At 72.8% G+C, this 22,157-nt stretch carries 17 protein-coding genes and 1 tRNA gene; 7 read left to right on the top strand and 11 right to left on the bottom strand.

Annotation, left to right across the window (positions count from 1 at the left end):
- Window positions 1-55: 55 nt before the first annotated feature.
- A tRNA-Arg gene (locus ABTZ91_RS23825) sits at window positions 56-131 on the top strand.
- Between the two features lie 58 nt (window positions 132-189).
- On the opposite strand, the gene ABTZ91_RS23820 is transcribed toward ABTZ91_RS23825, so the two are convergent.
- Window positions 190-2,007, bottom strand: coding sequence for an MFS transporter (locus ABTZ91_RS23820; RefSeq protein ID WP_352079236.1), 1,818 nt, complete (start codon window positions 2,005-2,007; stop codon window positions 190-192).
- 165 nt (window positions 2,008-2,172) lie between these two features.
- Window positions 2,173-4,530 (bottom strand): D-alanyl-D-alanine carboxypeptidase, encoded by a 2,358-nt coding sequence (locus ABTZ91_RS23815; protein WP_352079235.1) that lies wholly within the window; start codon window positions 4,528-4,530, stop codon window positions 2,173-2,175.
- A 162-nt stretch (window positions 4,531-4,692) separates the two neighbouring features.
- On the opposite strand from ABTZ91_RS23815, the gene ABTZ91_RS23810 reads away from it, so the two are divergent.
- The 4 genes from ABTZ91_RS23810 (at window position 4,693) to ABTZ91_RS23795 (ending at window position 8,816) form a co-directional block, all read left to right on the top strand.
- Window positions 4,693-5,397, top strand: coding sequence for a GPP34 family phosphoprotein (locus ABTZ91_RS23810; protein ID WP_345487354.1), 705 nt, complete (start codon window positions 4,693-4,695; stop codon window positions 5,395-5,397).
- 278 nt (window positions 5,398-5,675) lie between these two features.
- Window positions 5,676-6,539, top strand: a complete 864-nt coding sequence (locus tag ABTZ91_RS23805; protein ID WP_352079234.1) for a helix-turn-helix transcriptional regulator — start codon at window positions 5,676-5,678, stop codon at window positions 6,537-6,539.
- Between the two features lie 236 nt (window positions 6,540-6,775).
- Window positions 6,776-6,976 (top strand): DUF397 domain-containing protein, encoded by a 201-nt coding sequence (locus tag ABTZ91_RS23800; protein WP_352079233.1) that lies wholly within the window; start codon window positions 6,776-6,778, stop codon window positions 6,974-6,976.
- Between the two features lie 295 nt (window positions 6,977-7,271).
- Entirely contained in the window at window positions 7,272-8,816 is a 1,545-nt protein-coding gene (locus ABTZ91_RS23795) for a sodium:solute symporter family protein (protein WP_352079232.1), read from the top strand.
- Window positions 8,817-8,843: 27 nt separating this feature from the next.
- Here ABTZ91_RS23795 and ABTZ91_RS23790 read toward each other — a convergent pair whose 3' ends face one another.
- From ABTZ91_RS23790 to ABTZ91_RS23770, 5 genes are all read right to left on the bottom strand, one after another.
- Complete coding sequence (locus ABTZ91_RS23790; protein WP_352079231.1) at window positions 8,844-9,968, bottom strand: ADP-ribosylglycohydrolase family protein; 1,125 nt, start codon at window positions 9,966-9,968, stop codon at window positions 8,844-8,846.
- 149 nt (window positions 9,969-10,117) lie between these two features.
- Window positions 10,118-12,721, bottom strand: a complete 2,604-nt coding sequence (locus tag ABTZ91_RS23785; protein ID WP_352079230.1) for a bifunctional FO biosynthesis protein CofGH — start codon at window positions 12,719-12,721, stop codon at window positions 10,118-10,120.
- Between the two features lie 168 nt (window positions 12,722-12,889).
- On the bottom strand, window positions 12,890-13,210 hold the full coding sequence (locus tag ABTZ91_RS23780; RefSeq protein ID WP_352079229.1) for a prevent-host-death family protein: 321 nt from the start codon (window positions 13,208-13,210) through the stop codon (window positions 12,890-12,892).
- Entirely contained in the window at window positions 13,207-14,043 is an 837-nt protein-coding gene (locus ABTZ91_RS23775; RefSeq protein ID WP_352079228.1) for an LLM class F420-dependent oxidoreductase, read from the bottom strand. The genes ABTZ91_RS23780 and ABTZ91_RS23775 overlap by 4 nt, the downstream gene beginning before the upstream one ends.
- 279 nt (window positions 14,044-14,322) lie before the next feature.
- Entirely contained in the window at window positions 14,323-14,964 is a 642-nt protein-coding gene (locus ABTZ91_RS23770; RefSeq protein WP_352079227.1) for a hypothetical protein, read from the bottom strand.
- Window positions 14,965-15,049: 85 nt separating this feature from the next.
- Here ABTZ91_RS23770 and ABTZ91_RS23765 point away from each other — a divergent pair, with 85 nt between their 5' ends.
- Window positions 15,050-15,904, top strand: coding sequence for a GNAT family N-acetyltransferase (locus ABTZ91_RS23765; RefSeq protein WP_407078016.1), 855 nt, complete (start codon window positions 15,050-15,052; stop codon window positions 15,902-15,904).
- A gap of 184 nt (window positions 15,905-16,088) precedes the next feature.
- Here the strand turns inward: ABTZ91_RS23765 and ABTZ91_RS23760 are convergent, their stop codons facing one another.
- Entirely contained in the window at window positions 16,089-16,583 is a 495-nt protein-coding gene (locus ABTZ91_RS23760; protein ID WP_352079225.1) for a GNAT family N-acetyltransferase, read from the bottom strand.
- A 60-nt stretch (window positions 16,584-16,643) separates the two neighbouring features.
- On the opposite strand from ABTZ91_RS23760, the gene ABTZ91_RS23755 reads away from it, so the two are divergent.
- On the top strand, window positions 16,644-16,859 hold the full coding sequence (locus tag ABTZ91_RS23755) for a hypothetical protein (RefSeq protein ID WP_352079224.1): 216 nt from the start codon (window positions 16,644-16,646) through the stop codon (window positions 16,857-16,859).
- 94 nt (window positions 16,860-16,953) lie between these two features.
- On the opposite strand, the gene ABTZ91_RS23750 is transcribed toward ABTZ91_RS23755, so the two are convergent.
- The 3 genes from ABTZ91_RS23750 to ABTZ91_RS23740 form a co-directional block, all read right to left on the bottom strand.
- Window positions 16,954-18,516: an APC family permease gene (locus ABTZ91_RS23750; RefSeq protein ID WP_352079223.1), complete on the bottom strand. Its 1,563-nt coding sequence runs from the start codon at window positions 18,514-18,516 to the stop codon at window positions 16,954-16,956.
- 251 nt (window positions 18,517-18,767) lie between these two features.
- The gene (locus tag ABTZ91_RS23745) at window positions 18,768-20,237 is read right to left on the bottom strand and encodes an aldehyde dehydrogenase family protein (RefSeq protein WP_352079222.1); all 1,470 of its coding nucleotides are present in this window, start codon (window positions 20,235-20,237) and stop codon (window positions 18,768-18,770) included.
- A gap of 95 nt (window positions 20,238-20,332) precedes the next feature.
- A complete protein-coding gene (locus ABTZ91_RS23740) occupies window positions 20,333-22,072 on the bottom strand; it encodes a D-aminoacylase (protein WP_352079221.1) in 1,740 nt (579 codons plus the stop codon).
- Window positions 22,073-22,157 lie beyond the last annotated feature (85 nt).

Genomic DNA, 22,157 nt, shown 5'->3' with positions numbered 1-22,157 from the left:
ACCACACCATCCCCGCCCCACCCCACCCCCACCCGCTACACTGACCGCACGCCCAGCCTTCGTAGCTCAGGGGATAGAGCACCGCTCTCCTAAAGCGGGTGTCGCAGGTTCGAATCCTGCCGGGGGCACCAGCGCAAAGGCCCCCGGACCGTCACGGTCCGGGGGTCTTTCGCGTTTGCGCGAGGGCCCTCAGCGCAGCTCCTCCGGGCACGTCGTCCCCCGTGGGAAGAGTTTGTACGGGGCCGCCAGGCGGTAGGTGCCGGGTTTCGGGGCGAGGAGTTCGGTCCATTCGTCGCCCTCCGCGTCCGGTTCCGCCTTCAGCAGGCAGCCGTGGACGTTGGCGAAGACCTTCGGGAGCTCCGTCTCGGACTCCTCGCGGGCCTTCTTCGAGGCCTCCGTCTCCTGCGGGGGTTCGATCTTGGCGCCGTGCTCGTCGAGGAGGGCCAGCCACGGGGAGTAGGGGACGCGGATCCTCACGCGGCCCGGGGCGTCCAGGCGGATGACGACCTCGTTGGCCTCGGCGCGCTGCACCTCGGCCGGCGGGTCGGCCAGGGGGGTGGGGTTCGTGACCTCGAAGAGGCGCCAGTTGGCGTCGGACCACACCTGCTTCAGGTAGGGCAGGCCGTCGCCGACCAGCTCCGCCTCCCGCTCGGCGCCCGAGTCGGGCGCGCCCGTCGGCAGGACGACGTAGTGGACGGCCCACCGGCCGAGCCAGTCGTGGTAGTTCGTGGCGTTGAGGGTGTCGTCGTAGAAGAGCGGGTTGCGCTCCATGTCGGCCTGCCGGTTCCAGCCGCGGGCCAGGTTGATGTACGGCGCCAGGGCCGAGGACTCGCGGTGGCTGGAGGCCGGGACGACCTCGACCCGGGCCTTCTCGGCGCCGCGCACCTGGAGCTGGTTGATCAGCGGCGCGACCTCCCGGGCCCAGGAGGCGTCCGGGGCCGTACGGATGACGTCGTCGACGCCCTTGAAGCCGATCCAGACGTTCAGGCCGACGAAGGCCAGCACCACCGCGTACCAGCGGCGCGAGCGGGGCCGGGCGTAGGGCAGGGCCGCGAGCAGGACCACGCCCGCGAAGAGCATCACCAGCCGGCTCACGTTCGAACCGATCTGGGAGTCCACCAGCCAGGTGAGCAGCGTGCCCGCCGCGTACACGGCCGCCGCCGTGCGCACCGTGCGCCACTCCCGCGGCACGAGCACCAGGACGAGGACGCCGAAGAGGAACGGCAGGCTGGTCGACATCAGGCTCATCGGCTGGGTGCCCGAGAAGGGGAACAGCCACGCCGACAGCGCCACCACCGCGACCGGCGCGAGGCCGAGGGCGTACGCGCCCGGGCGGCGTTTGTTGAGGAAGAGCGCCGCGGCGACCACGCCCAGGAACAGCCCGGCGACCGGGCTGCACGCGGTCGCGAGCCCGGCCAGCGGGGCGGCGACGGCCGCCTTCGCCCAGCGCCGGTAGCGCCAGCGGTACGGCCAGCAGAACACCGCCGCGACCGCGCCCAGCGCGAACATCATGCCGAGGCCGAAGGTGACCCGCCCCGACAGCGCGTTGCACAGGAACGCGAAGACGCCGGCGAGCGCGCACGCCATCGGATTGCGCACCGCGCGCACCCGCACCAGGATCAGCGCCGTCAGACCGGCCGAGACCGTCCCGGCGATCATCATCGTCGAGCGGACGCCGATCAGGGACATCACGTACGGGGACACCACGCTGTACGAGACCGGGTGCATCCCCCCGTACCAGGCGAGGTTGTACGCCGAGTCCGGGTGCCGTCCGACGAACTCCGCCCACGCGTCCTGCGCCGCCAGATCGCCGCCGCTGTTGGCGAAGAGGAAGAACCACAGGACGTGGGTGAGCGCGGCCACGCCGGTCGCGACGAGCACCGGATACCGCCGCCTCCGTCGCCGGGGACGGGCGGGCGGGGCCTGTTCCGCCGAGAGGCGGGGGGCCGGAAGTTCTATTCGCGAAGGCGAAGACGACGATGACGAAGAGGGGGAGGAAGAGTCCATGGGTGCGGCCTCGGGTGCGGGCTCCGGTGGAGACACGGCGGCGCGTGTCGGCTCGGCGGTGGTCAACTGCAAGCCCTTTCCCGTGCGCCCTCGACTGGCCCTTCCTCGTCCCCGTCGGAACGCTAACAGCTGGGCGCCCGGGGAGCCCCCGGGCGCCCGTCCGGATCAGCCCAGTCGGGTCAGCTTCTTGTCGAAACCGGGCTCGGCCAGGTCGTTCTTCAGCGCCACCGGGGCGCTGACCCGGCCGGTGCCGGTGCCGATCGACACCTCGCCGACGACGTCCCCGGCCTTGCCGGTGTGCGGGAGCGCCTTGCCGGTGCCGCCGAGCCGCAGGTCCACCTTCAGGCCCGGCCAGCCGACGGCCTTGAGGTCCTTGGTCGACACGACCGGCGTACGGCCGCCGAGCCCGTCGTCGATGTAGCCGACGACCTCGCCCTTCTTCACCACGGCTGCGGACGTGACGTCCGCTTGCGCCTTCTGGATGAGCTTGAGGCTGTTCTGGATGGCCAGCTCCAGCTTCTGCCACAGCTCGGGGGCGTCCTTGGCGCCCATCACGATGCCGAGGATGCGGCGCTTCTCGCCGTCGACGACCGTGTTCGCCGCCCACAGCAGATTGCCGCCGGCCGGGGTGGAGGAGCCGGTCTTGATGCCGGTGACGCCCGGCTCCAGCAGGATCGAGTTGTTGTTGATGATCTTGTTGGGGATGCCGTCGATGACGATGTCCGGCGTGTCGACGATCTGGCGGAACACGTCGTACTGCATGACCGCCCTCGCCAGCTTCAGCTGGTCGAGCGGGGTCGACACGGTCGTCGACTGCAGGCCGGACGGGTCCGTGTACGTGGAGTCCGTCATGCCGAGCTCCTTGGCGGCGGCGTTCATCTTCTCGACGAACGCGGCCTCCGAACCGGCGTCCCAGCGGGCGAGCAGCCGCGCCACGTTGTTGCCCGACGGGATCATCAGGAGCTGCAGGAGCTCCTTCTGCGAGTAGGTCTGCCCCTCCTTGATCTGGGCGGTCGACTCGTCCTTCGCCTTCGCCTGCTCGCCGGCGGTCTTGTCGACCGCGATCTGCGGGCCCTCCTGCTTCCCCTTGATGGGGTGGTCGCGGAGGATCACGTACGCCGTCATGGTCTTCGCGACGCTCGCGATCGGGGCGGGCTTCTGCGGCCCGTACGTACCGAGCGAACCGACGCCCTCGACCTCGGCGGCGCCCTGGCCCTCGGACGGCCACGGCATGCGCAGCTCGCCGCCCGCGAAGGTGTACGTGGGGGCGGCGGAGAGCACCAGCTTGGGCTCCGGGAGCGGCCGCACGAACTGTACGACCGCAAAGACGATCAGGAGCAGCAGGACCAGCGGGGTCCAGATCTTCACCCGCCGGACCGTGTTGCGCAGCGGCGTCTCCGGCGGCGGCGGGGTGTTCGTCAGCTCGGCGAGTATCTCCAGCGGCGGACGGGGCGGCAGCGGCTGCTGCCGGGTCCGCTCGGGCTCGCTGAGCGACGGCGGCGGTACGGGTCCGGCGGCGGCCGCGGGCCGCGGCGCCGACGCGGGCGCGGGCTTCGGCTGCTCCTGGGTGATGTCTCCCCGGAGCGGGCGGAAGGTGGACTGCGGCAGCTTGAGGGCCGTCGTCGGCTGATCGACGGGCGGCCCGGCGGGCGCGGCGGGCCGGGCGGGCTGAGCGGGGCCGGCAGGCTGTCCGGGCTGGGCGGGACCGGCCGGGGCGGCGGGCTCGGCGGGCGGCTTGAGCGCCTTGAAGACGGCGGTCGGCTGGTCGACGGGGCGCGACTCGGGCGCTTCCGCCGGCTCGGCGGCGGGCTCGGACTGCTTCACCTCGGGCACGGCCTCCGGCTCGGGCTCGGGCTGCTTCGCCTCGGGCGCGGTCTCCGGCTCGGGCTTCGGCTTCGGCTCCGACGCGGCCCCGGCCGGCTTGCGCGCGGCGAACCACGCCCCGGCGCGGCCGGCATCGGCGTCGGCATCGGCGCCGGCGCCGGCGCCGCCCTCACCGTCGGCGCCCGACGCGGCCTCGGCGACGGTCTCCGCCTCCGGCTTCTCGGCTTCCGGCTTCTCGGCCTCGGGCTTCTCCGCCGCCGGCTGTTCGGCCGTCGGCTGCTCCGCGTCCCCGCTCGTCGACACCCACGCCGCGACGGCGTCCCGCAGACGCTCGCCCTCGCCGCCGGTCTCGCCATCGGTCTCGCCGGTCTCGCCGCCGGCCCCAGCCGCAGCCGCCGCCTCCGACCCCGACCCCGACTCCGACTCCGTCTCCGGCTCCTCCGCAACCGCCGCCGTCTCGCCGGCGTCCTCCTCCGCGTCCTCCGTCGCCGAAGGCTTCGTCACCGAAGGCTCGGACGCCGAAGGCGCGTCCTCCGGTGCCGTGCGCGGGGCCAGGGCCTTGAAGACGGCCGTCGGCTCGTCCACCCGGCCCTGGAGTACGGACAGCCGCGGGTCCTTGCCGTCGCCGCCGACCGCGCTCTCCCGCTGCTCCGACTTGTCGGGGGACTCGCCCGCCACCGTGCCTCCTCCATCGCTCATGCGTACGTCCGAACCGTCTACCAGTGTCCTGTGTGAACCCCTCGGCTCCCCCGCTAGACGAGAACGACATACCTGCCGGTTCCCGTACGAACCGACCAGGCACTCTCGACAGATGAATGTGAGAGGGGTCACCCTGTCATTCATCCACGCGGGGAGGCATGGATGGGCAGGAGCCGCAGAACACTTCCGGAGGAGCTTCTGTTGCTCGCTCTGGACCCGGCCACGGGTACCACAGCGCAGCCGCAGTCGCTCGACCTGGGCCTGGCCGGAGCACAGCTAGTGGAGCTGGCTCTGGCAGGACGGATAGCCCCTGACGGGGATCGTATCGCCGTGGTGATGCCACGGCCGACCGGAGATCCGACTCTGGACTCCGCACTGGAGCTGCTGCGCAGGCGCGGCAGCCCGGTTCGGGCCGTCCACTGGATCGGCGGGCCCCGACTGGGGCTTCGCCAGACGTATCTCTCGCATCTGGAACGCTGCGGCATGGTGCACGCCGTGGAGGGCCAGATGTGCGGGGTGCTGCCGACGACTCGCTACCAGGCGACGGACACGGCGATCAGCCGGGAGATAAGGGCCCGGCTGGACAGTGCGATCCGCACCGGCGTCCCGCCGGACCCGCGGACCGCGGCGCTCGCCGCGCTGGCCCACGCGGTGGGTCTCGGCAAGCACCTGTACCCGGGCAACGAAGGACGGTCGTCGCGGTCGCGGCTGCGCGACCTGATCCGGCACGACCCGATGGGCGGCCTCGTGGCGCACGCCGTGATGGACGTCCAGAACGGCGTGGGCGCGCAGCCCCGTCGTAACGCGGCGGCGGGCGGCGTGCCGTCCCAGCCGCGTCGCGGGACCATGGCGCGCGCCGCCATGTGACGCACCCGCACCACCGCAGCACACACGAGAACAGCACGCACCACCGCACCACGCACCACCGCACCACGCACCGTCCGCACGTCCGCACCATCCGCAGGTCCGCACCACCCCACCCCCGACCACCGGGAGCCGCATACGTGTGCGGGACGGCCGCCGTCACGGCCGTCCCGCACACGTGCGTTGTGCCGATTTCCCAGCGCACACCACACCTTTGGTGGCAGTCTGCCAAGCAGTAGATACTCACAGCTACGCAGCCGACAGCCGGAGGTGCAGTTTCCGTGGCGTCCAGTGTCAACCCCACCGTCAGGCGACGCCGATTGGGCCAGGAGCTGCGCCGGCTCCGGGAGGCGAAGGGCATGACGGCCGAGCAGGTCGCCGACCGCCTGCTCGTCTCCCAGTCCAAGATCAGCCGCCTGGAGAACGGCCGCCGTTCGATCAGCCAGCGTGACGTCCGCGATCTGTGCGGGGTGTACGAGGTCGAGGACGAGCGGGTGGTCGACTCGCTCATGCAGATGGCCAAGGACTCGCGCCAGCAGGGCTGGTGGCACGCCTTCGGCGACATCCCGTACAGCGTCTACATCGGTCTGGAGACGGACGCGGAGAGCCTGCGGGTGTACGAGCCGCAGATCATCCCGGGCCTGCTGCAGACCCACGCGTACGCGGAGGCGGTGATCAGCGGCGCGCTGCCGGAGTCCACCCCGGCCGACATCGACAAGCGGGTCACCGTGCGCACCCGCCGCCAGGACCGCATCAAGGACGAGGAGCGCCCGCTGCGACTGTGGGCGGTCATCGACGAGGGCGCGCTGCGCCGGGTGGTCGGCAGCAGGCAGCTGATGGTGGAGCAGCTGGAGCACCTGGTCGAGCAGTCGCACCTGCCGCACGTGACCGTGCAGGTGCTGCCCTTCCACATGGGTGCGCATCCGGGCATCAGCGGGCACTACGCGATTCTGGAATTCCCGGACACGTCCGACTCCTCGGTGGTCTACATCGAGGGCGTGACGAGCGACCTTTATCTGGAGAAGGCGCAGGATGTCGCGAAGTACAGCGTGATGTACGAGCACTTGCGGGCACAGGCGCTGAATGTGGAGGACACCCGGGAGTTCCTCACGGACATCGCGAAGGAGTACGCCGGCGGAAAATAGGGGCGCGACGGGCTGAATGCCGTCATTCGGCGGGAGGGCAGGGGGAGAGGCAGGTACGGTACACCCCCGGCTCGCTCCCGCGGAAGCGCACACGGAATATGCCATCCGGTCGGGTGAACGACGGTCCCGCGTGACGGGGCCGGGCGAGTAGCGTCGATCACGCCACACAGCAAGAACGTTTGGCGTGACATCCACTGGCAGCTACTGGCAGCACTGGCAGAACCGGAGTGAGCATCATGGCCATTATTCAGGGCGGTACGGACACCTGGACGAAGTCGTCGTATTCCGGGGGCAACGGGGCCTGTGTCGAAGTCAAGTCCCCCGTGGTGAACGCGATCGCGGTGCGCGACTCGAAGGCTCCCGAGGGCCCGTCCCTCTCTTTCGGACCGGGCTCGTGGAACGCGTTCGTGGGCGAGGTGAGCGCCGGGGTCCTGTGACCCCGCGCCCGCCTGTCCACGCGTCAAGGAGTGAGCCCTCTCGACCGGTCCGCCGTCCTGGCCGAGGGGGCTCGGTCTTGCCCGGGGACGGGGACGGGGACGGGGACGGATGCGCCGAGGGCCGTCCGCGCGTCACCACGCCCCCCACCCCCGCTGATTCACAGACATGAACGAGGGTCAGCAAACAGAACGATTTTACCTCCCCTTGACCTTTCCTCCGCTTGTCCCTGCCTTCCAACTCCCCACACCATGAACCGCGTTCACAAGGCGGACCGGATCTCATGGAGGGGGCGCAATGAACAGTCTCGACTGGGCCGTGCTCATCGGCTACTTCGGCGTCATGGTCGCGATCGGCGTCTGGTCCCACAAGCGGGTGGACGACGTCTCCGACTTCTTCACCGCCGGCGGCCGCATGCCCTGGTGGCTGTCCGGCATCTCCCACCACATGTCCGGCTACAGCGCCGTGATGTTCACCGGATACGCGGGCATCGCCTACACCTACGGCGTCACCTCCTACGTCACCTGGTCCTTCCCCATCGCCATCGGCATCGCCGTCGGCGCCCACCTCTTCGCGCCCCGCCTCAACCGGCTCCGCTCCCGGCTGCACGTCGCCTCGCCCCTGGAGTACCTGAAGAACCGCTACAACCTGCCCACCCAGCAGGCCCTCGCCTGGTCCGGGGTGCTGCTGAAGATCGTGGACGTGGGCGCCAAGTGGGCCGCCATCGCCACCCTGCTGTCCGTCTTCACCGGGATCTCCCTCAACCAGGGCATCCTCATCACCGGGGTCGTCACCGGCATCTACTGCACGGTCGGCGGTCTGTGGGCCGACGCGCTCACCGAACTCGGCCAGTTCGTCATCCAGTTCTTCGCCGGCATCGCCATGCTCGTCGCCGTGCTCGCCGAGCTCGGCGGGGTCAGCGCGCTGTGGACGGTGTGGGACCGGCCCGAGCTCCAGGGGCACACGGCGCCGACGGCCGGCCCGTACACGCTGACCTTCCTCCTCGCCTACCTCTTCATCAAGACCTTCGAGTACAGCGGCGGCATGTGGAACCAGGCCCAGCGCTACATGGCCACCCCGACCGCCCGCGAGGCCACCCGCTCCGGCCGGCTCTCCGCCGTCCTGTGGTTCGTCTGGCCGCTGGTCCTCTTCTTCCCCATGTGGGTGGCGCCGCTGCTCGTCGACCCGGAGAAGCCCGACGCCTCCGACTCGTACGCCCTGATGACCGAGCAGCTGCTGCCGCACGGCCTGCTGGGCCTCGTCATCGTCGGCTTCTTCTCGCACACCATGGCCATGTGCTCCTCCGACGCCAACGCCATCGCGGCCGTCTTCACCCGGGACATCGCGCCCGTCCTCAGCAAGTCCGCCCGCACCTGGTCGCAGGCGGCCGGGCTGCTCGCCGCCCGCTGGTCGACGATCGCCTTCCTCGCCCTGTCGATGGCGGTCGCCACCCAGGTCAACTCCCCCACCTTCAAGGACATCATCACCGTCGTCATCAAGTGGGTCGCCGGGCTCATGGGGCCGATCGCGATCCCGTTCATGCTCGGCCTGCTCCGCGCCTTCCGTAAGTCGGGCCCGACGGCGGCGCTCGTGTCCTGGGCGGCCGGTCTCTTCGCCTTCTGGTTCACCAACTACGGCCTCGACGGCGTCGAACTCCAGATCCAGATCGTCTCGCCGCTCGCCACCTCGTTGGTCCTCTACGTCCTGATCGGATACGTGAGGCCCGAGGCCACTCCGGAGCGGGACGCGATCCTCGACCGGCTGCACAGCGACGACGGGAGCCCGGCCGCCGCGATCCCCGGCCAGTCCACGGACGAGCGGACCGGCCAGCCGCTGGGCTGATCAGCCGCTGGGCCCGCGGCGGACCGCTCAGCCCCTCGGATAGCGGGCCAGCCAGCCCGACGCCGACTCCGCGACGCCCGGACCGTGCAGGGCGCCGCCCTGGGTCATCTCCATCGCGAAGTCGTCCGCGAGCTCCAGGACCGTGCCCCGGCCCTCCAGTTCGGCCACCCAGGCCGGCGGGAGGGCCGTCTCGCCGTGCAGGGCGCCGAGCAGCGCCCCGGTGAGGGTGGCGGTCGCCGCCGAGGGGCCGTCGTGGTTGACCGCGAGGCGCAGCCCGTGCCGGATGTCCTCGCCGACCAGGGCGCAGTACACGGCCGCCGCCAGCTGCCCCTCGGCCCGGTCCTCCCCCGCGCCGAGCGCGGTCACCCGCTCCGCGTCCGGCATGCCCTGCCGTACGGCGGCCAGCGCGGCCCCCAGGGCCTCGGTGACCGGCTCGTGGCCGGTGCGCGGGGCGAGCTGCTCCAGGGCCGTGCGGACGGCGCCCTCCACGCTGTCGCCGCGGGCCACGCCGTGCACCACGACCGCGAGGGCGCCGGCCGACAGATACGCGGCCGGGTCGCCGTGGGTCTGGGCGGCGCACTCCACGGCGAGCTGGCAGACCAGCTGCGGCTCCCAGCCGACGAGCAGGCCGAAGGGCGCCGAGCGGACCAGGGCGCCGCTGTCCGCGGCCCCGGGGTTCTTGGGCCGGTCCACCGTGCCGAGGACCTCGTCGCCGAGACCCGTCAGGCAGGCCCTGGCCGGGTCCCGGCGCGCGTAGAGCCACTCCTCGCGGGCCAGCCAGCCGAGGTCGGGCCGCCGCTCGTCGGGGCCCCAGTCGCGCTGGGTCGCCGCCCAGCGCAGGTGCGCCCGGTGGACGTCGGTGGGCGGGTGCCAGGCGCCGGTGTCCCGGCGGACCTGGGCGCGGATGAGGCCGTCGACGGTGAACAGGGACATCTGGGTGGCGGCGGTGACGGCGCCCCTGCGGCCGTGGACGGGGACCGGCTCGGTCAGCCCCTCGGGTCCGTGGGCCGCGCGGAGCTCCTCCAGCGTGCGCCCGGCGGCCCCGGCGCCGAAGGCGTCGCCGACCGCCCCGCCGAGCAGACAGCCGCGGACCCTGGACCGGAAGTCCTGCTGTTCGGTACGGCCCCACACCACCGCGGCTGTGGTGGTCACGACGTGCCCTCCCCCGGGTCGGCAGCTCCTGGTCCAGCACTGTAATAGACCGGATGCGCTCGTTCGGGGGCCGGAACGTTATGTGATCCGACGCCCTTCGGTCCGCTTTTGATCGCAGTTTGTCCGGTCCGCGAATGCCGCAGGGCGCCCTACTCCTGCACGAGCGGCAGCAGCTCCGGCAGGTGCCCGTCGGAGGCGCGGGCCGCGCGCTGCCGCTCCTCCGGCACCTCGCCGTACAGGGTCGTCCGGGGCCGGGCGGGACGGCCCGCCGCCTCGGCGATGGCCTCCAGGTCGCGGATCGAGCGGTACGAGCCGTAACTCGACCCGGCCATCCGCGAGATGGTCTCCTCCATCAGCGTGCCGCCCAGGTCGTTGGCGCCCGAGCGCAGCATCTCGGCCGCGCCCTCCGCGCCCAGCTTGACCCAGCTGGTCTGGATGTTCGGGATGTGCGGGTGGAGCAGGAGGCGGGCCATGGCGGTGACGGCCCGGTTGTCGCGGACGGTCGGGCCGGGGCGGGCGATGCCCGCGAGGTAGACGGGCGCGTTGGTGTGGATGAACGGCAGCGTCACGAACTCGGTGAAGCCACCGGTCTCCTGCTGGATGCGGGCGAGGGTGCGGAAGTGGCCGAGCCAGTGCCGGGGCTGGTCCACGTGCCCGTACATCATCGTGGAGCTGGAGCGGATGCCCAGCTCGTGCGCGGTGGTGATCACCTCGATCCAGGTGGCCGTGGGCAGCTTGCCCTTGGTGAGCACCCAGCGGACCTCGTCGTCGAGGATCTCGGCGGCCGTGCCGGGGATCGAGTCGAGCCCGGCCTCCTTGGCGGCGGTCAGCCACTCGCGGATCGACAGGCCGGTGCGGGAGGCGCCGTTGACGACCTCCATCGGGGAGAAGGCGTGCACGTGCATGCCGGGGACGCGCTCCTTCACCGCCCGCGCGATGTCGAAGTAGGCGGTGCCGGGCAGGTCGGGGTGGATGCCGCCCTGCATGCAGACCTCGACGGCGCCGACGTCCCAGGCCTGCTCGGCGCGGTCGGCGACCTGGTCGAGGGAGAGGGTGTAGGCGTCGGCGTCGGTGCGGCGCTGGGCGAAGGCGCAGAAGCGGCAGCCGGTGTAGCAGACGTTGGTGAAGTTGATGTTCCGCGTGACGATGTACGTCACCTCGTCGCCGGACACCGACTTCCGCAGGTCGTCCGCGACCGCGCACAGCGCGTCCAGGGCCGGGCCGTCGGCGTGCAGCAGCGCGAGGGCCTGCGGGTCGGTGAGCCGGGTCGGGTCGTCGGCGGCGACGGCCAGCGCCTCCCGGACGTCGGCGTCGATCCGCTCGGGCACCATGCCGGGCGCGGCGGCCTCGCGCAGCGCCTCCCAGTCGCCGTAGACGTGGTCGAAGTCCTCGCGGCGGTCACCGGTGCGGCCGGTGGTGTCGATGGTGCGGTGCAGGTCGGTGCGGCCGGTGCCGCCGGCGGCGGCGAAGGTCTCGTCGGGCTCCTGCCAGGGCAGTCCGCGCACCGGCGCGTCCGCCTTCGCGAGGCCCGTCTCCGGGTCGGCGAGGGCGCGCACGTGCGGAAGCAGCCGGGGGTCGAGCCAGGGCTCGCCGCGGGTGACGAACTCCGGGTAGACGCAGAGCCGTTCGCGCAAGCGGAAGCCGGCGGCGGCGGACTTCTCGGCGAGCTCCTCGATGCGGGGCCAGGGCCGCTCGGGGTTGACGTGGTCGATGGTGAGCGGGGACACCCCGCCCCAGTCGTCGATGCCGGCGGCGATCAGCCGCCCGTACTCGGCGTCCACCAGGTTCGGCGGGGCCTGGAGGCAGGCGGAGGGGCCCATGATGAGCCGGGCCACGGCCACGGTGGCGACCAGGTCGTCCAGTTCGGCGTCCGGCATGCCGCGCATCGCCGTGTCCGGCTTGGCGCGGAAGTTCTGGATGATCAGCTCCTGGATGCCGTGGTAGGCGCGGGCGATCCGGCGCAGCGCGAACAGCGAGTCGGCCCGCTCCTCGTACGTCTCGCCGATGCCGAGCAGCAGCCCGGAGGTGAACGGCACGGAGGAGCGCCCCGCGTCCTCCAGGACCCGCAGGCGCACGGCCGGTTCCTTGTCGGGCGAGCCGAAGTGGGGCTGCCCGGGCTCCTCCCAGAGCCGCCGGGAGGTGGTCTCCAGCATCATGCCCATGCTGGGCGCGACGGGCTTGAGCCGCTGGAAGTCGGTCCACGACATCACCCCGGGGTTGAGGTGGGGCAGCAGCCCGGTCTCCTCCAGGATGCGGATCGCCATGGCCCGTACGTACGCGAGGGTGTCGTCGTAGCCGTGCGCGTCCAGCCATTCGCGGGCCTCGGGCCAGCGGTCCTCGGGCTTGTCGCCGAGGGTGATCAGGGCTTCCTTGCAGCCGAGTTCGGCTCCGCGCCGGGCGATGTCGAGGACCTCGTCCGGCGACATGAACATCCCATGGCCCGCGCGGCGCAGCTTGCCGGGGACGGTCGCGAAGGTGCAGTAGTGGCACTTGTCCCGGCACAGTCGGGTGAGCGGTATGAACACGCTCTTCGAGTACGTGATGACCCCGGGCCGCCCGGCCGCCTCCAGGCCCGCGTCCCGCACCCGCCCGGCCGTCGCGACCAGGTCCTCCAGATCCGCCCCACGCGCCTGCAACAGCACGGCGGCCTCGGCCACATCGAGCGCGACCCCGTCCCTGGCCCGCCGGAGCGCGCGGCGCATGGCGTTCTCGGTGGGGCGGCCTGGGGTGCGGGGTGCCTGCTGATCGGTCATGGCCCGAGCATACGAGCGGGTGAGGGGGTGGGGGTGGAGTCCGAAGCCCGGGGTCGGTTCAGTCGGCGCCCGAGCCCCCTCGGCCCTTGGCGGCCTCGTTCGTCGCGAAGCGCAGTCGCCACTCCTCGCCGACCGGCGGTGGGGCGACGTCGTCGCCGCGCTTCGGGGTCACGGGGCGGTCACCTCGCCGTGGTCCTCATCGGGCAGGGGACGGGTGAGCCGGGCGGTGAGCGCCGGGTCGGCGAGGACGCGCGCCGTCGCCCGCCACTCGACGATGGTTCGGTGGAGGGTGGCGTGGACGTCCAACTGCGCCGCGTCATGCGTCGCGTCCACCAGGTCCTGGACGAACTCCCGCAGCTCCTCGGCCGACAGGTGACGCACCCCTGGGAAGACCACGGGGAGCGCACGCCCTATGACACGGGTGCCGTCGTCGGCGGCGAGGAGCGCCGCGAGGAGCCGGGCCGTGACGTCGGCCGTCTCGCGGTTCACAGGTAGCCTCCGAACTCGTCCAGCGCCCCCAGCACCTCGCGCTCGCCCCCCGGCGGCAGCTGGAGCACGACCTCCTCGCAGCCCAGCTCCTCGTAGTGGGCGAGCTTGCCGGGGCTGGGCCGGACCGCGTAGGGGACGACCTGGAGGGCCTTGGGGTCACGCCCGGCCCGCTCCCAGACCTCCCGGAGCGCGGGGACCGTCTCCGTCAGGCCGCGGCCGCCGATCGGCATCCAGCCGTCGGCGTAGTCGGCGACGTGGGAGAAGAGCGTCGGCCCCGCGGCGCCGCCGACGAGGGTGCGGGGTGCGCCGCCCGTGACGGGCTTCGGCCAGGCGTGGGAGGCGCGGACGGACAGGCCCGAGGTCTCACCCTCGTACGCCGTGGGTTCGGGGGCCCACAGAGCCCGCATGAGGTGCATGGCCTCACGGGTGTGTTCGCGGCGCCCGGCCCAGGGGACGCCGTGGTCCGCGGCCTCCTCCCGGTTCCAGCCGAAGCCGACGCCGAGCGTGAGGCGTCCGCCGGAGAGGTGGTCCAGGGTCGCGATCCGCTTGGCGAGCGCGATCGGGTCGTGCTGGGCGACCAGCGTGATCCCCGTGCCCAGGCCGAGGCGCTCGGTGACGGCCGCGGCCTGCCCGAGGGCCACGAACGGGTCGAGCGTGCGCCCGTACTCGGGCGGCAGCGGGCCGCCCGCCGGGTAGGGGGTGGTGCGCTCGACGGGGATGTGGGTGTGCTCGGGCAGGTAGAGCCCGGCGAAGCCGCGCTGTTCGAGCTCGCGGGCGAGCCGCACGGGAGTGATGGTCTCGTCGGTCAGGAAGATCGTGGTCGAGATCCGCATGGGGGCACGGTAGGGGCTGGGGCGCGGTTTTCCGAGGGGTACGGCACCGGTGGGGCCCGGGGGCCGTCCGAGGTGCCGCCGGTCCGCCGGCCGGTCAGTCGTGCGGGCCCGCCCGAGGTGCCGCCGGTCCGCCGGCCGGTCAGTCGTGCGGGCCCGCCCGAGGTCCCGCCGGTCCGCCGACCGGTCAGCCCCGCGGCCGCCGGCCGGTCAGTCTCGCGGGGCCACCCGCTGCCAGCCCCCGGGCCACCCGTTGCTCCAGTCCCCCGGGGCCACCCGCTGTCAGTCCCGCATCGGGTCCACCGCCCGCTGCCGCGCCGCCAGGTCCCCGTACCCGCCCTGCTCCCAGACCCTCTCGCGGAAGCGCTGCAGACTCAGCGGGGTCCGGTCCTCGCCGGGGACGTCGGCGAAGTGGACCGTGCCGCAGCGGTGGCAGTACCAGCCCCTGGACCACAGCTCCTCCGCCCGGTGGCGGCCGCGGGTCAGCCGGGCGAAGGCGGCCCGGCGGCGCAGCGTCACGACGAGGACGACGACGGCGCCGAGGAACGCGAGGGCGGAGATCCAGCCCAGGAAAGCGAGGTCCGGCGCCTGCGCGGGCTCCGGCGGCAGGAGCGCGAAGTCGGGTTCGGGCACGGGCCCGTCCTGGAACCACTTTCCGAGCAGGGCCCCGCCGAGGAAGGTCCCGAGCGCGACGGCCGCGGCGAGGAGCCCGGCACAGCCGATCGCGTACGACGGCGGCGCGGGCACCGGTGCGAGCGCGTCGGAGAGTCCGGTCGTCACCGTGCGCGTCACGGTCCGCGAGGAGCCGTCGCGGTCCCGCTCGCGGCGGGTCACGGCGTCCCGGCCCGCCAGGTACACGGCGGGCACGGCCTGGACGCGGTCGTCGCGCCCGCAACCCGGGCAGGTGTGTGTCGTACGGCCCATCGGTCCCCCCGCTCGGGTCTCCCCATCGCTTCCCCTGAGCTCCTGCCCGCCCCGCGAACAGAGTGACGAGATCATGCCACGTCCGATGCCGGGGGCCGCCGGAAATCCGCCTGCGCCCGCCCCCTGCCGCCTCTACCGTGACCGGGTGCTGAACCTCATCGAGAGCTATTACGACGCCGTCCCCCGGTCCGCCGCCCGTGCCGAGGAGTTCGGGCCGCTCACCCTCTTCGTACGGGAGGGGCAGGGCTGGCCCTATTACGCGCGGCCCGCGCTCGGCCACGCCGGCCCGTTCGGGGCCGAGGCGGTGGAGAAGGTGCGGGCCCGGCAGCGGGAGCTGGGGGTGCCGGAGGCCTTCGAGTGGGTCGCGGAGACCACGCCGGGGCTGCGGGCGGCCGTGGAGGAGAGCGGGCTCGTGGTGCGCGAGCATCCGCTGATGGTGCTCACCGAGGCAGCCGAGGAGCTGCCCGCACCGCCGCGGGACGTCACCGTGCGGATGGTCGGCGCCGGTGACCCGGCCCTGGAGACGGCGGTCGCCGCCCCGTACGCGGCCTTCGGCGCGGCCCCGGCGCCCGGCGCCGCCGCCCAGGTCGCGGCCCGGATCCAGGCCGGCCTGACCCGTCTCGCGGCCGCCCTCGACCCGTCGGGCACGGCGCTCGCGGCCGGCCAGCACCAGCCGGTCGGCGCGGTGACCGAGGTCGTCGGCGTCGGCACCCGCCCCGAGGCCCGCCGCCGCGGCCTGGGCCTCGCGGTCACGGCCGCCCTGGTCGCGGACGCCCGCGCGCGGGGCGCCGAGACGGTCTTCCTCACCGCCACGGACGAGACGGTGGCCCGCCTCTACGCCCGCCTGGGCTTCCGGACCGTCGCCACGGCCCTGATCGCGGAACCGGCGGAGGCGGACGCGGACGCGGACGCAGAGGTGGACGCGGAGCAGGCTGGGTAGCCCGGGCAGGCGGGGTAGGCCGAGTAGCCCGGGCAGGCCGGGCAGGCCGGGTAGCCCGGGCCGTTCACACCGCGACCAGCCTGCCGCGCCCTCCGCACAGCGTCGTCATGTCGTCGACGTCGGACGTCACCATGGCGACCGGCCGAGGCTCGCTCCTCTCGGTGAGCAACCCCGCCGCCCCCGCTCACCGCCCCGGCGCCGGCGCCGGCGCCGGCTCGCGGATCATCCCCAGGTCCACCGGGTCCTCCCACTCGACGGTGAAGCCCTCCCGCTCGTAGAGCCGGCGGGCCGCGCTGCCCTGGAGGACGACGAGGCGGACGGGGAGGCGCCGGGCGTCGGCGTGGGCGAGGAGGGTGCGCAGCACGGCGGTGCCGAGGCCGTGGCCCTGGGTCTCGGGGGTCAGGTAGAAGTGCTCCAGGTGAAGGCCGTCGCCCGTGTCGTCCGGGCGGAGCGTCACGCAGCCGGCGAAGGCGCCGTCGGTCTCGACGACGCGGGTGTGGGCGGGCGTGAAGCCGTCGCGCAGGCGTCGGCGGACCCGGTACTCGTCGTAGCGGCCGAGGCGTTCGAGGTCGTCGCGCAGGACCCGGGCCCGCAGTTCGGCGATGATCTCGACGTCGTCGGCCCGGCCCGGGCGCAGGGACCAGTCCGTCTGCGGGTGCGTGTGCGGTATGGGGGGCATGGGCGGCATCGTAGGGAAGCGGTCCGTAACCCCTCGGGGGCGGTCGCCGTTGGGTGCGGCATGAAGAAGTTCCTCGCCACCGCCGCCCTGACCTCGCTCGCCGTCGCGGGCGGGCTCGCCGCCACCGGGACCGCCGCCGCCGAGACCGGCGGCAACAGCATGGGCCCCTCGTTCCCGCTGGGCGGCCTGCTGGAGACCGCCAAGAAGCCCCCGGCCCCGGCCGAGATGCCCGCCGCCGGCCCGCTGGTGGGGGGCCTGGTTCCGGGGCAGCACTGAGCCGGCACGGAAGCCGGAAGAACGACGAAGGTGGCGGGACCCCCCACGGGCCCGCCACCTCGCCGTTTCCGTTACCGGCCGCGTGAGGAGTCCATCAGTCCTCGACGACCAGCGACGGGGTCTCCTTGGTGAGCACCTCGCCCCGGAAGAAGGCCGGGCTCCTGCGCTGCATCACCAGCATGATCACCACGCCGAGCAGCAGCAGTCCGACGCCGATCACGAAGACCGAGCCGACGCCGAGGACGGCCGAGCCGGAGCCGTAGGCCGGGTCCCACATGTCGTAGAGCGTCTTGCCGAAGACGGCGGTCAGCATCAGGCCGCCGAGCAGCGGCATCAGGCCCTTGTAGGCGAGGTCGCGGCCGGAGCGGAAGAGCTCGGCGCGGAAGTACCAGACGCAGGCGAAGGCCGTCAGGGCGTAGTAGAAGCAGATCATCAGGCCGAGCGCGTAGATCGTGTCGACCAGGACGTTCTCGCTGACCAGGGTCATCACGGTGTAGAAGGCGCCGGTCGCCACGCCGGCGACGATCGTGGCCTTGCCGGGGGTCTTGAAGACCGGGTGGACCTTGGTGAAGGACTTCGGCAGGGCCTCGTAGGTGGACATCGCGAGGACCGTGCGGGCGACCGGGATGAAGGTCGTCTGCAGGCTGGCGGCGGCGGAGGCGAGGACCGCGACGAAGAGCAGGATGCCGAGGGCGGGGCCCATGACGGGGCCGGCCAGGGCGGCGAAGACGTTGTCGGAGGTCTCCGGGTTGGCGAGGCCGAGGCCCTGGTCGCCGGAGCCGACGGCCATCTGGGCGGCGATGCCGGTGGCCAGGTAGGAGGCCACCAGGACGACCATGGCGATCAGCGCGGCGCGGCCGGGGGTCTTCTCGCTGCCGGTGGTCTCCTCGTTGGTCGCCATGCAGGCGTCCCAGCCCCAGTACATGAAGATCGACAGGGAGAGGCCGGCGGTGAAGGCGGCGAAGGACTGGACCGCGAAGGGGTTCATCCAGGACCAGGAGAAGTCGACCGAGGTCTCGAAGGAGCCGGCCTTCGACAGCGCCATCGCCACGAAGAGGCCGAGGACGACGAGCTGGAGGCCGACGAGGGCGTACTGCACGCCCTTGGTGGCGGTCATGCCGCGGTAGCTGATCGCGGTGGCGACGGCGATCAGGGTGAGGCAGGTCAGGATGTGGACGGCCTTGTTGTCGTCCAGGGCGGCGACCGATTCGCTGCCGGTGATCTCACCGGCGAGGAGCCAGAAGTAGGAGGTCGCGACGCCGGCCAGGTTGGAGAGCACGATGATCGTCGCGATGACGAGGCCCCAGCCGCACATCCAGCCGATCTTCGGGCCGAAGGCCTTGACCGTCCAGGTGAAGGAGGTGCCGCAGTCCGGCATCACCCGGTTGAGCTCGCGGTACGCGAAGGCGACGAGCAGCATCGGCAGGAAGCCCGCGAGGAACACGGCGGGCATCTGCAGCCCCACCTCGCCGGCCGTGGAGCCGAGCGTCGAGGTGAGGCAGTAAACCGGGGCGACAGTGGAGATGCCGATGACGGCACTGCCGAGGAGGCCCACGGAGTTTCCACCGAGGCCCTTGGTACGCACACCGTGACTGTCGCCCGGCGTGACGCCCCTTACCGTGTCTCCGGCCTGGGGCCGCGCTTCCACCTGAGTCATGAACAGGACGTTAAGTGCTGCGGTTTCCACATCCGGAAGATCGAAGTCCGCCGACTCTCACGATCTACGCCTTGCATTGCGAGGTCAAAATCGGACGCTCGCCAATGATTGAAAGATCGACGACCCTGACGGACCGACCAACCGGTAGGCGCTTCCCCGGGCGTCCGATATGCGGGAACCGCAGCGGTGCCCCAAATGTCCGTTTCCAAAATTTCCCGAGGAATTTTCGCGGAGGTCCTCGGACCCCGTTTTCAGCCCGGCCAGACCACAGCCTGTAGCTCACTGTACGCATGCAGTGCGTACGAGCCCACGTCGCGACCGATTCCGCTCTTCTTGAAGCCGCCGAACGGCGCTTCCATGTTCCGGGCGATCGTGTTCACGCCCACCCCGCCGGCCCGCAGCCGGCCCGCGATACGGAATGCGCGGGCCACGTCCCCGGACCACACGTAGTCGATCAGGCCGTACTCGCTGTCGTTCGCCAGCGCGATCCCCTCCTCCTCGTCGTCGAAGGGCACCACCACGACCACCGGCCCGAAGATCTCCTCCCGCACCACCCGCATCCCGGGCGTGCAGTCCGCGAGCAGCGTCGGCGCCACGTAGAAACCCCGCCCGTCGCCGACCACCGGCCGCTCGCCCCCCACGACGACCCGCGCCCCCTCCTTCCTGCCCAGCTCCACGTAGGACTCCACCCGCTCGCGGTGCGCCGCCGAGATCACCGGGCCGACCACCGTGCCGGGCGCCGCCGGATCCCCCACCGCCAGCCGGCCGGCGTACGCGGCGAGCCCGGCGACCAGCCGGTCATGGATCCCGCGCTGCGCGAGCACCCGGGTCGGCGCCGTACAGATCTGCCCGCTGTAGAAGGAGAAGGTCGTGCCGATCCCCCGCACCGCCGACTCCAGGTCGGCGTCGTCGAGGACGAGCGCCGCGCCCTTGCCGCCCAGCTCCATCAGCTGCCGCTTCAGCTCCCGGCCGCACACCTCGCCGATCGCCTGCCCGACGGCCGTCGAGCCGGTGAAGGACACCATGTCGACCGCCGGGGCGTCCACGGCCGCCTCGCCCACGGCGGGCGCGGAACCGGTGACCACGTTCACCACCCCGGCCGGGACCCCGGCCTCCTCCAGGGCCCGGGTCATCGCGTACACGGACAGCGGGTCCTGCGGGGCGGGCTTCACCACGACCGTGTTGCCCATCGCGAGCGCCGGGGCGATCTTCCCGGCCGCGTTCGCCCAGGGGTTGTTGTACGAGGTGATGCAGGTGACCACTCCCACCGGGCGCCGCACCGCCACGGCCCCGACGACGCCGGCCCCGCCCATGGGGCCGGCCTCGTTGATCTGCGGCGGCAGGGCCCGCTCGACGGGTTCCAGGGCGCCCCGGGCGTAACGGCGGAAGCGGGCGGCGCCGACGGCGACCTGCATCCCGCGGGCGGTGGCCGTGGTCGCGCCGGTCTCGGCGCGGGCGAGCAGCGTGTGCGCGGCGGCGTCGCGGGCCATGACGTCCGCGGCCCGGTCGAGGATCGCGGCCCGCTCCTCCGGCTTCGTACGGGACCAGGTCGCGAAGGCGGCGCGGGCCGCCTCGGCCGCCTCGTACACCTGGGCACGGGAGGCCTCCGGGGCGAGGCCGACGACCTCCTCGGTCGCCGGGTCGATCACCTCGTAGTGACCGCCGTCGGGCTCGACCCACTCCCCTCCTATATAAAGGCGCTCCACGACGGGCTCGCGCACCGGTCCGCGTCCGGGGCCCCGCGCCGGGCCGTGTGCCGGGCGGTGTGCCGGACCGCCCGCCGGTCCGCCCGCCGGACCGTGTGCCGTCTCCCCGGTCACCGGGTGCTCACCGTCCTCGTGTCGCGGCCGGAGCGCAGCACCCGGCCCGGTATCGCCCCGGTCACCTCGTCGTCCCGGACCGTCTCCACGCCGTTGACCCGCACCGACACGATCCCGCTCGCGCGCGAGTCCAGGCGCGGGCTGTCGCCCGGCAGGTCGTGCACGAGGGTCGCCGGGCCCGCGTCGATCCGCCCGGGGTCGAAGAGGACCAGGTCGGCGTGGAAGCCCTCGGCGATCCGGCCCCGCCCGCGCAGCCCGAACAGCCGCGCCGGGTCGTCGCTCAGCATCCGCACCGCCTGCTCCAGCGGGACGAGCCCGCGCCCGCGCAGACAGTCGCCGAGGAAGCGGGTGGTGTACGGCGCCCCGCACATCCGGTCCAGGTGGGCGCCCGCGTCGGAGCCGCCGAGCAGCACGTCCTCGTGCTGCCAGGTCTCGCGGCGCAGCGCCCAGCTCGCCGGGTCGTTGTCGGGGGGCATCGGCCACAGGACGGTGCGCAGGTCGTCGTTGGCGCAGATCTCGACGAGGCACTGGAAGGGGTCCTGGCCGCGTGCGGCGGCGATGTCGCCGACCACCCGGCCGGTCAGGCCCTCGTTCTCGCGGCTGTAGGTGTCGCCGATGACGTACCGGCCGAAGTCGGCGAGCCGCCGGAAGACACCGGCCTCCCGGGAGTCGGCGCGGCGCAGCATCTCCGCCCGTACGGCGGGGTCGCGCAGCCGCGTGATCCGCTCGGGCACGGGAAGGCCGAGGATCTCGCCCCAGCCGGGGATGAGGTTGAGGGCGCAGAAGGTGCCGAGCGACATGTTCATGGGGGTGAGGATCGGCATGGTGAGGGCGACGATCCGGCCGCCGGATTTGCGGGCCCGTTCGGAGGCGAGGAGCTGGCGCGGGACGCGTTCGGGGACGGTGGCGTCGATGGTGAGCACGTTCCAGTTGAGGGGCCGGCCGGCGGCGGCCGTCATCTCCACGAACAGGTCGATCTCGGCGTCCGAGAACCGGTCGAGGCAGCCGGCCAGGATCGCCTCGATCTGGGTGCCCTCGTGCTCGCCGACGGCCCGGGACAGGGCGATCAGCTCGTCGGGGGTCGCGTGCCGGGAGGCGACGGGGGCGCCGTCGCCGTCGGAATGGGTGGCGGACTGGGTGGTGGACAGGCCCCAGGCGCCGGCGTCCATGGCCTCCTTCAGCAGGCCGACCATCGCCTCCAGCTGCGCCGGCGTGGGCTGCCCGCCGACGGCGTCCGGCCCCATCACGTAACGCCGCAGGGCGCAGTGTCCGACCATGAAGCCGGCGTTGACGGCGATCCGTCCCTCCAGGGCGTCGAGGTATTCGCCGAAGGAGGACCAGCTCCAGTCGACGCCCTCCTCCAGGGCCGTGAGGGACATGCCCTCGACCTTGGACATCATGCGGCGGGTGTAGTCGGCGTCCTCGGGCCGGCCGGGGTGCAGCGGGGCGAGGGTGAAGCCGCAGTTGCCGCCGACGACGGTGGTGACGCCGTGGTTCATGGAGGGTGTGGCGTACGGGTCCCAGAACAGCTGGGCGTCGTAGTGGGTGTGCGGGTCGACGAAGCCGGGGGCGAGGACGAGTCCGCCGGCGTCCTCGGCGCTCCGCGCCTCCTCGGTGACGGTGCCGGGCTCGGCGATCCGGGCGATCCGGCCGTCGCGGATGCCGACGTCGGCGACGCGGGCGGGGGCGCCGGTGCCGTCCACGACGGTGGCGCCCCTGATCAGGTGATCGAGCATGACGTTCCCCTCTCTGCACGTGTTTCGCCACGTGTCTCGGCACGTGTGTCACAGGTGCTTCGGCACGTGTTTCCGCACGTGGACG

This window comes from Streptomyces sp. NPDC126499 (assembly GCF_040302485.1).
Classification (GTDB): Bacteria; Actinomycetota; Actinomycetes; order Streptomycetales; family Streptomycetaceae; genus Streptomyces.
Note: the sequence above shows the minus strand (reverse complement) of the source record. Positions and strands in the feature narration are given on the sequence as shown.

Excerpts from the sequence above, each read along its gene's own strand:
- ABTZ91_RS23795 (WP_352079232.1), top strand. The coding sequence starts at position 7,272 with ATGAACAGTCTCGACTGGGCCGTGCTCATCGGCTACTTCGGCGTCATG.
- ABTZ91_RS23740 (WP_352079221.1), bottom strand. The coding sequence starts at position 22,072 with ATGCTCGATCACCTGATCAGGGGCGCCACCGTCGTGGACGGCACCGGC.
- ABTZ91_RS23765 (WP_407078016.1), top strand. The coding sequence starts at position 15,050 with ATGCCGGGGGCCGCCGGAAATCCGCCTGCGCCCGCCCCCTGCCGCCTC.
- ABTZ91_RS23750 (WP_352079223.1), bottom strand. The coding sequence starts at position 18,516 with ATGACTCAGGTGGAAGCGCGGCCCCAGGCCGGAGACACGGTAAGGGGC.
- ABTZ91_RS23815 (WP_352079235.1), bottom strand. The coding sequence starts at position 4,530 with ATGAGCGATGGAGGAGGCACGGTGGCGGGCGAGTCCCCCGACAAGTCG.
- ABTZ91_RS23755 (WP_352079224.1), top strand. The coding sequence starts at position 16,644 with ATGAAGAAGTTCCTCGCCACCGCCGCCCTGACCTCGCTCGCCGTCGCG.
- ABTZ91_RS23820 (WP_352079236.1), bottom strand. The coding sequence starts at position 2,007 with ATGGACTCTTCCTCCCCCTCTTCGTCATCGTCGTCTTCGCCTTCGCGA.
- ABTZ91_RS23810 (WP_345487354.1), top strand. The coding sequence starts at position 4,693 with ATGGGCAGGAGCCGCAGAACACTTCCGGAGGAGCTTCTGTTGCTCGCT.
- ABTZ91_RS23785 (WP_352079230.1), bottom strand. The coding sequence starts at position 12,721 with ATGACCGATCAGCAGGCACCCCGCACCCCAGGCCGCCCCACCGAGAAC.
- ABTZ91_RS23770 (WP_352079227.1), bottom strand. The coding sequence starts at position 14,964 with ATGGGCCGTACGACACACACCTGCCCGGGTTGCGGGCGCGACGACCGC.
- ABTZ91_RS23760 (WP_352079225.1), bottom strand. The coding sequence starts at position 16,583 with ATGCCCCCCATACCGCACACGCACCCGCAGACGGACTGGTCCCTGCGC.
- ABTZ91_RS23775 (WP_352079228.1), bottom strand. The coding sequence starts at position 14,043 with ATGCGGATCTCGACCACGATCTTCCTGACCGACGAGACCATCACTCCC.
- ABTZ91_RS23800 (WP_352079233.1), top strand. The coding sequence starts at position 6,776 with ATGGCCATTATTCAGGGCGGTACGGACACCTGGACGAAGTCGTCGTAT.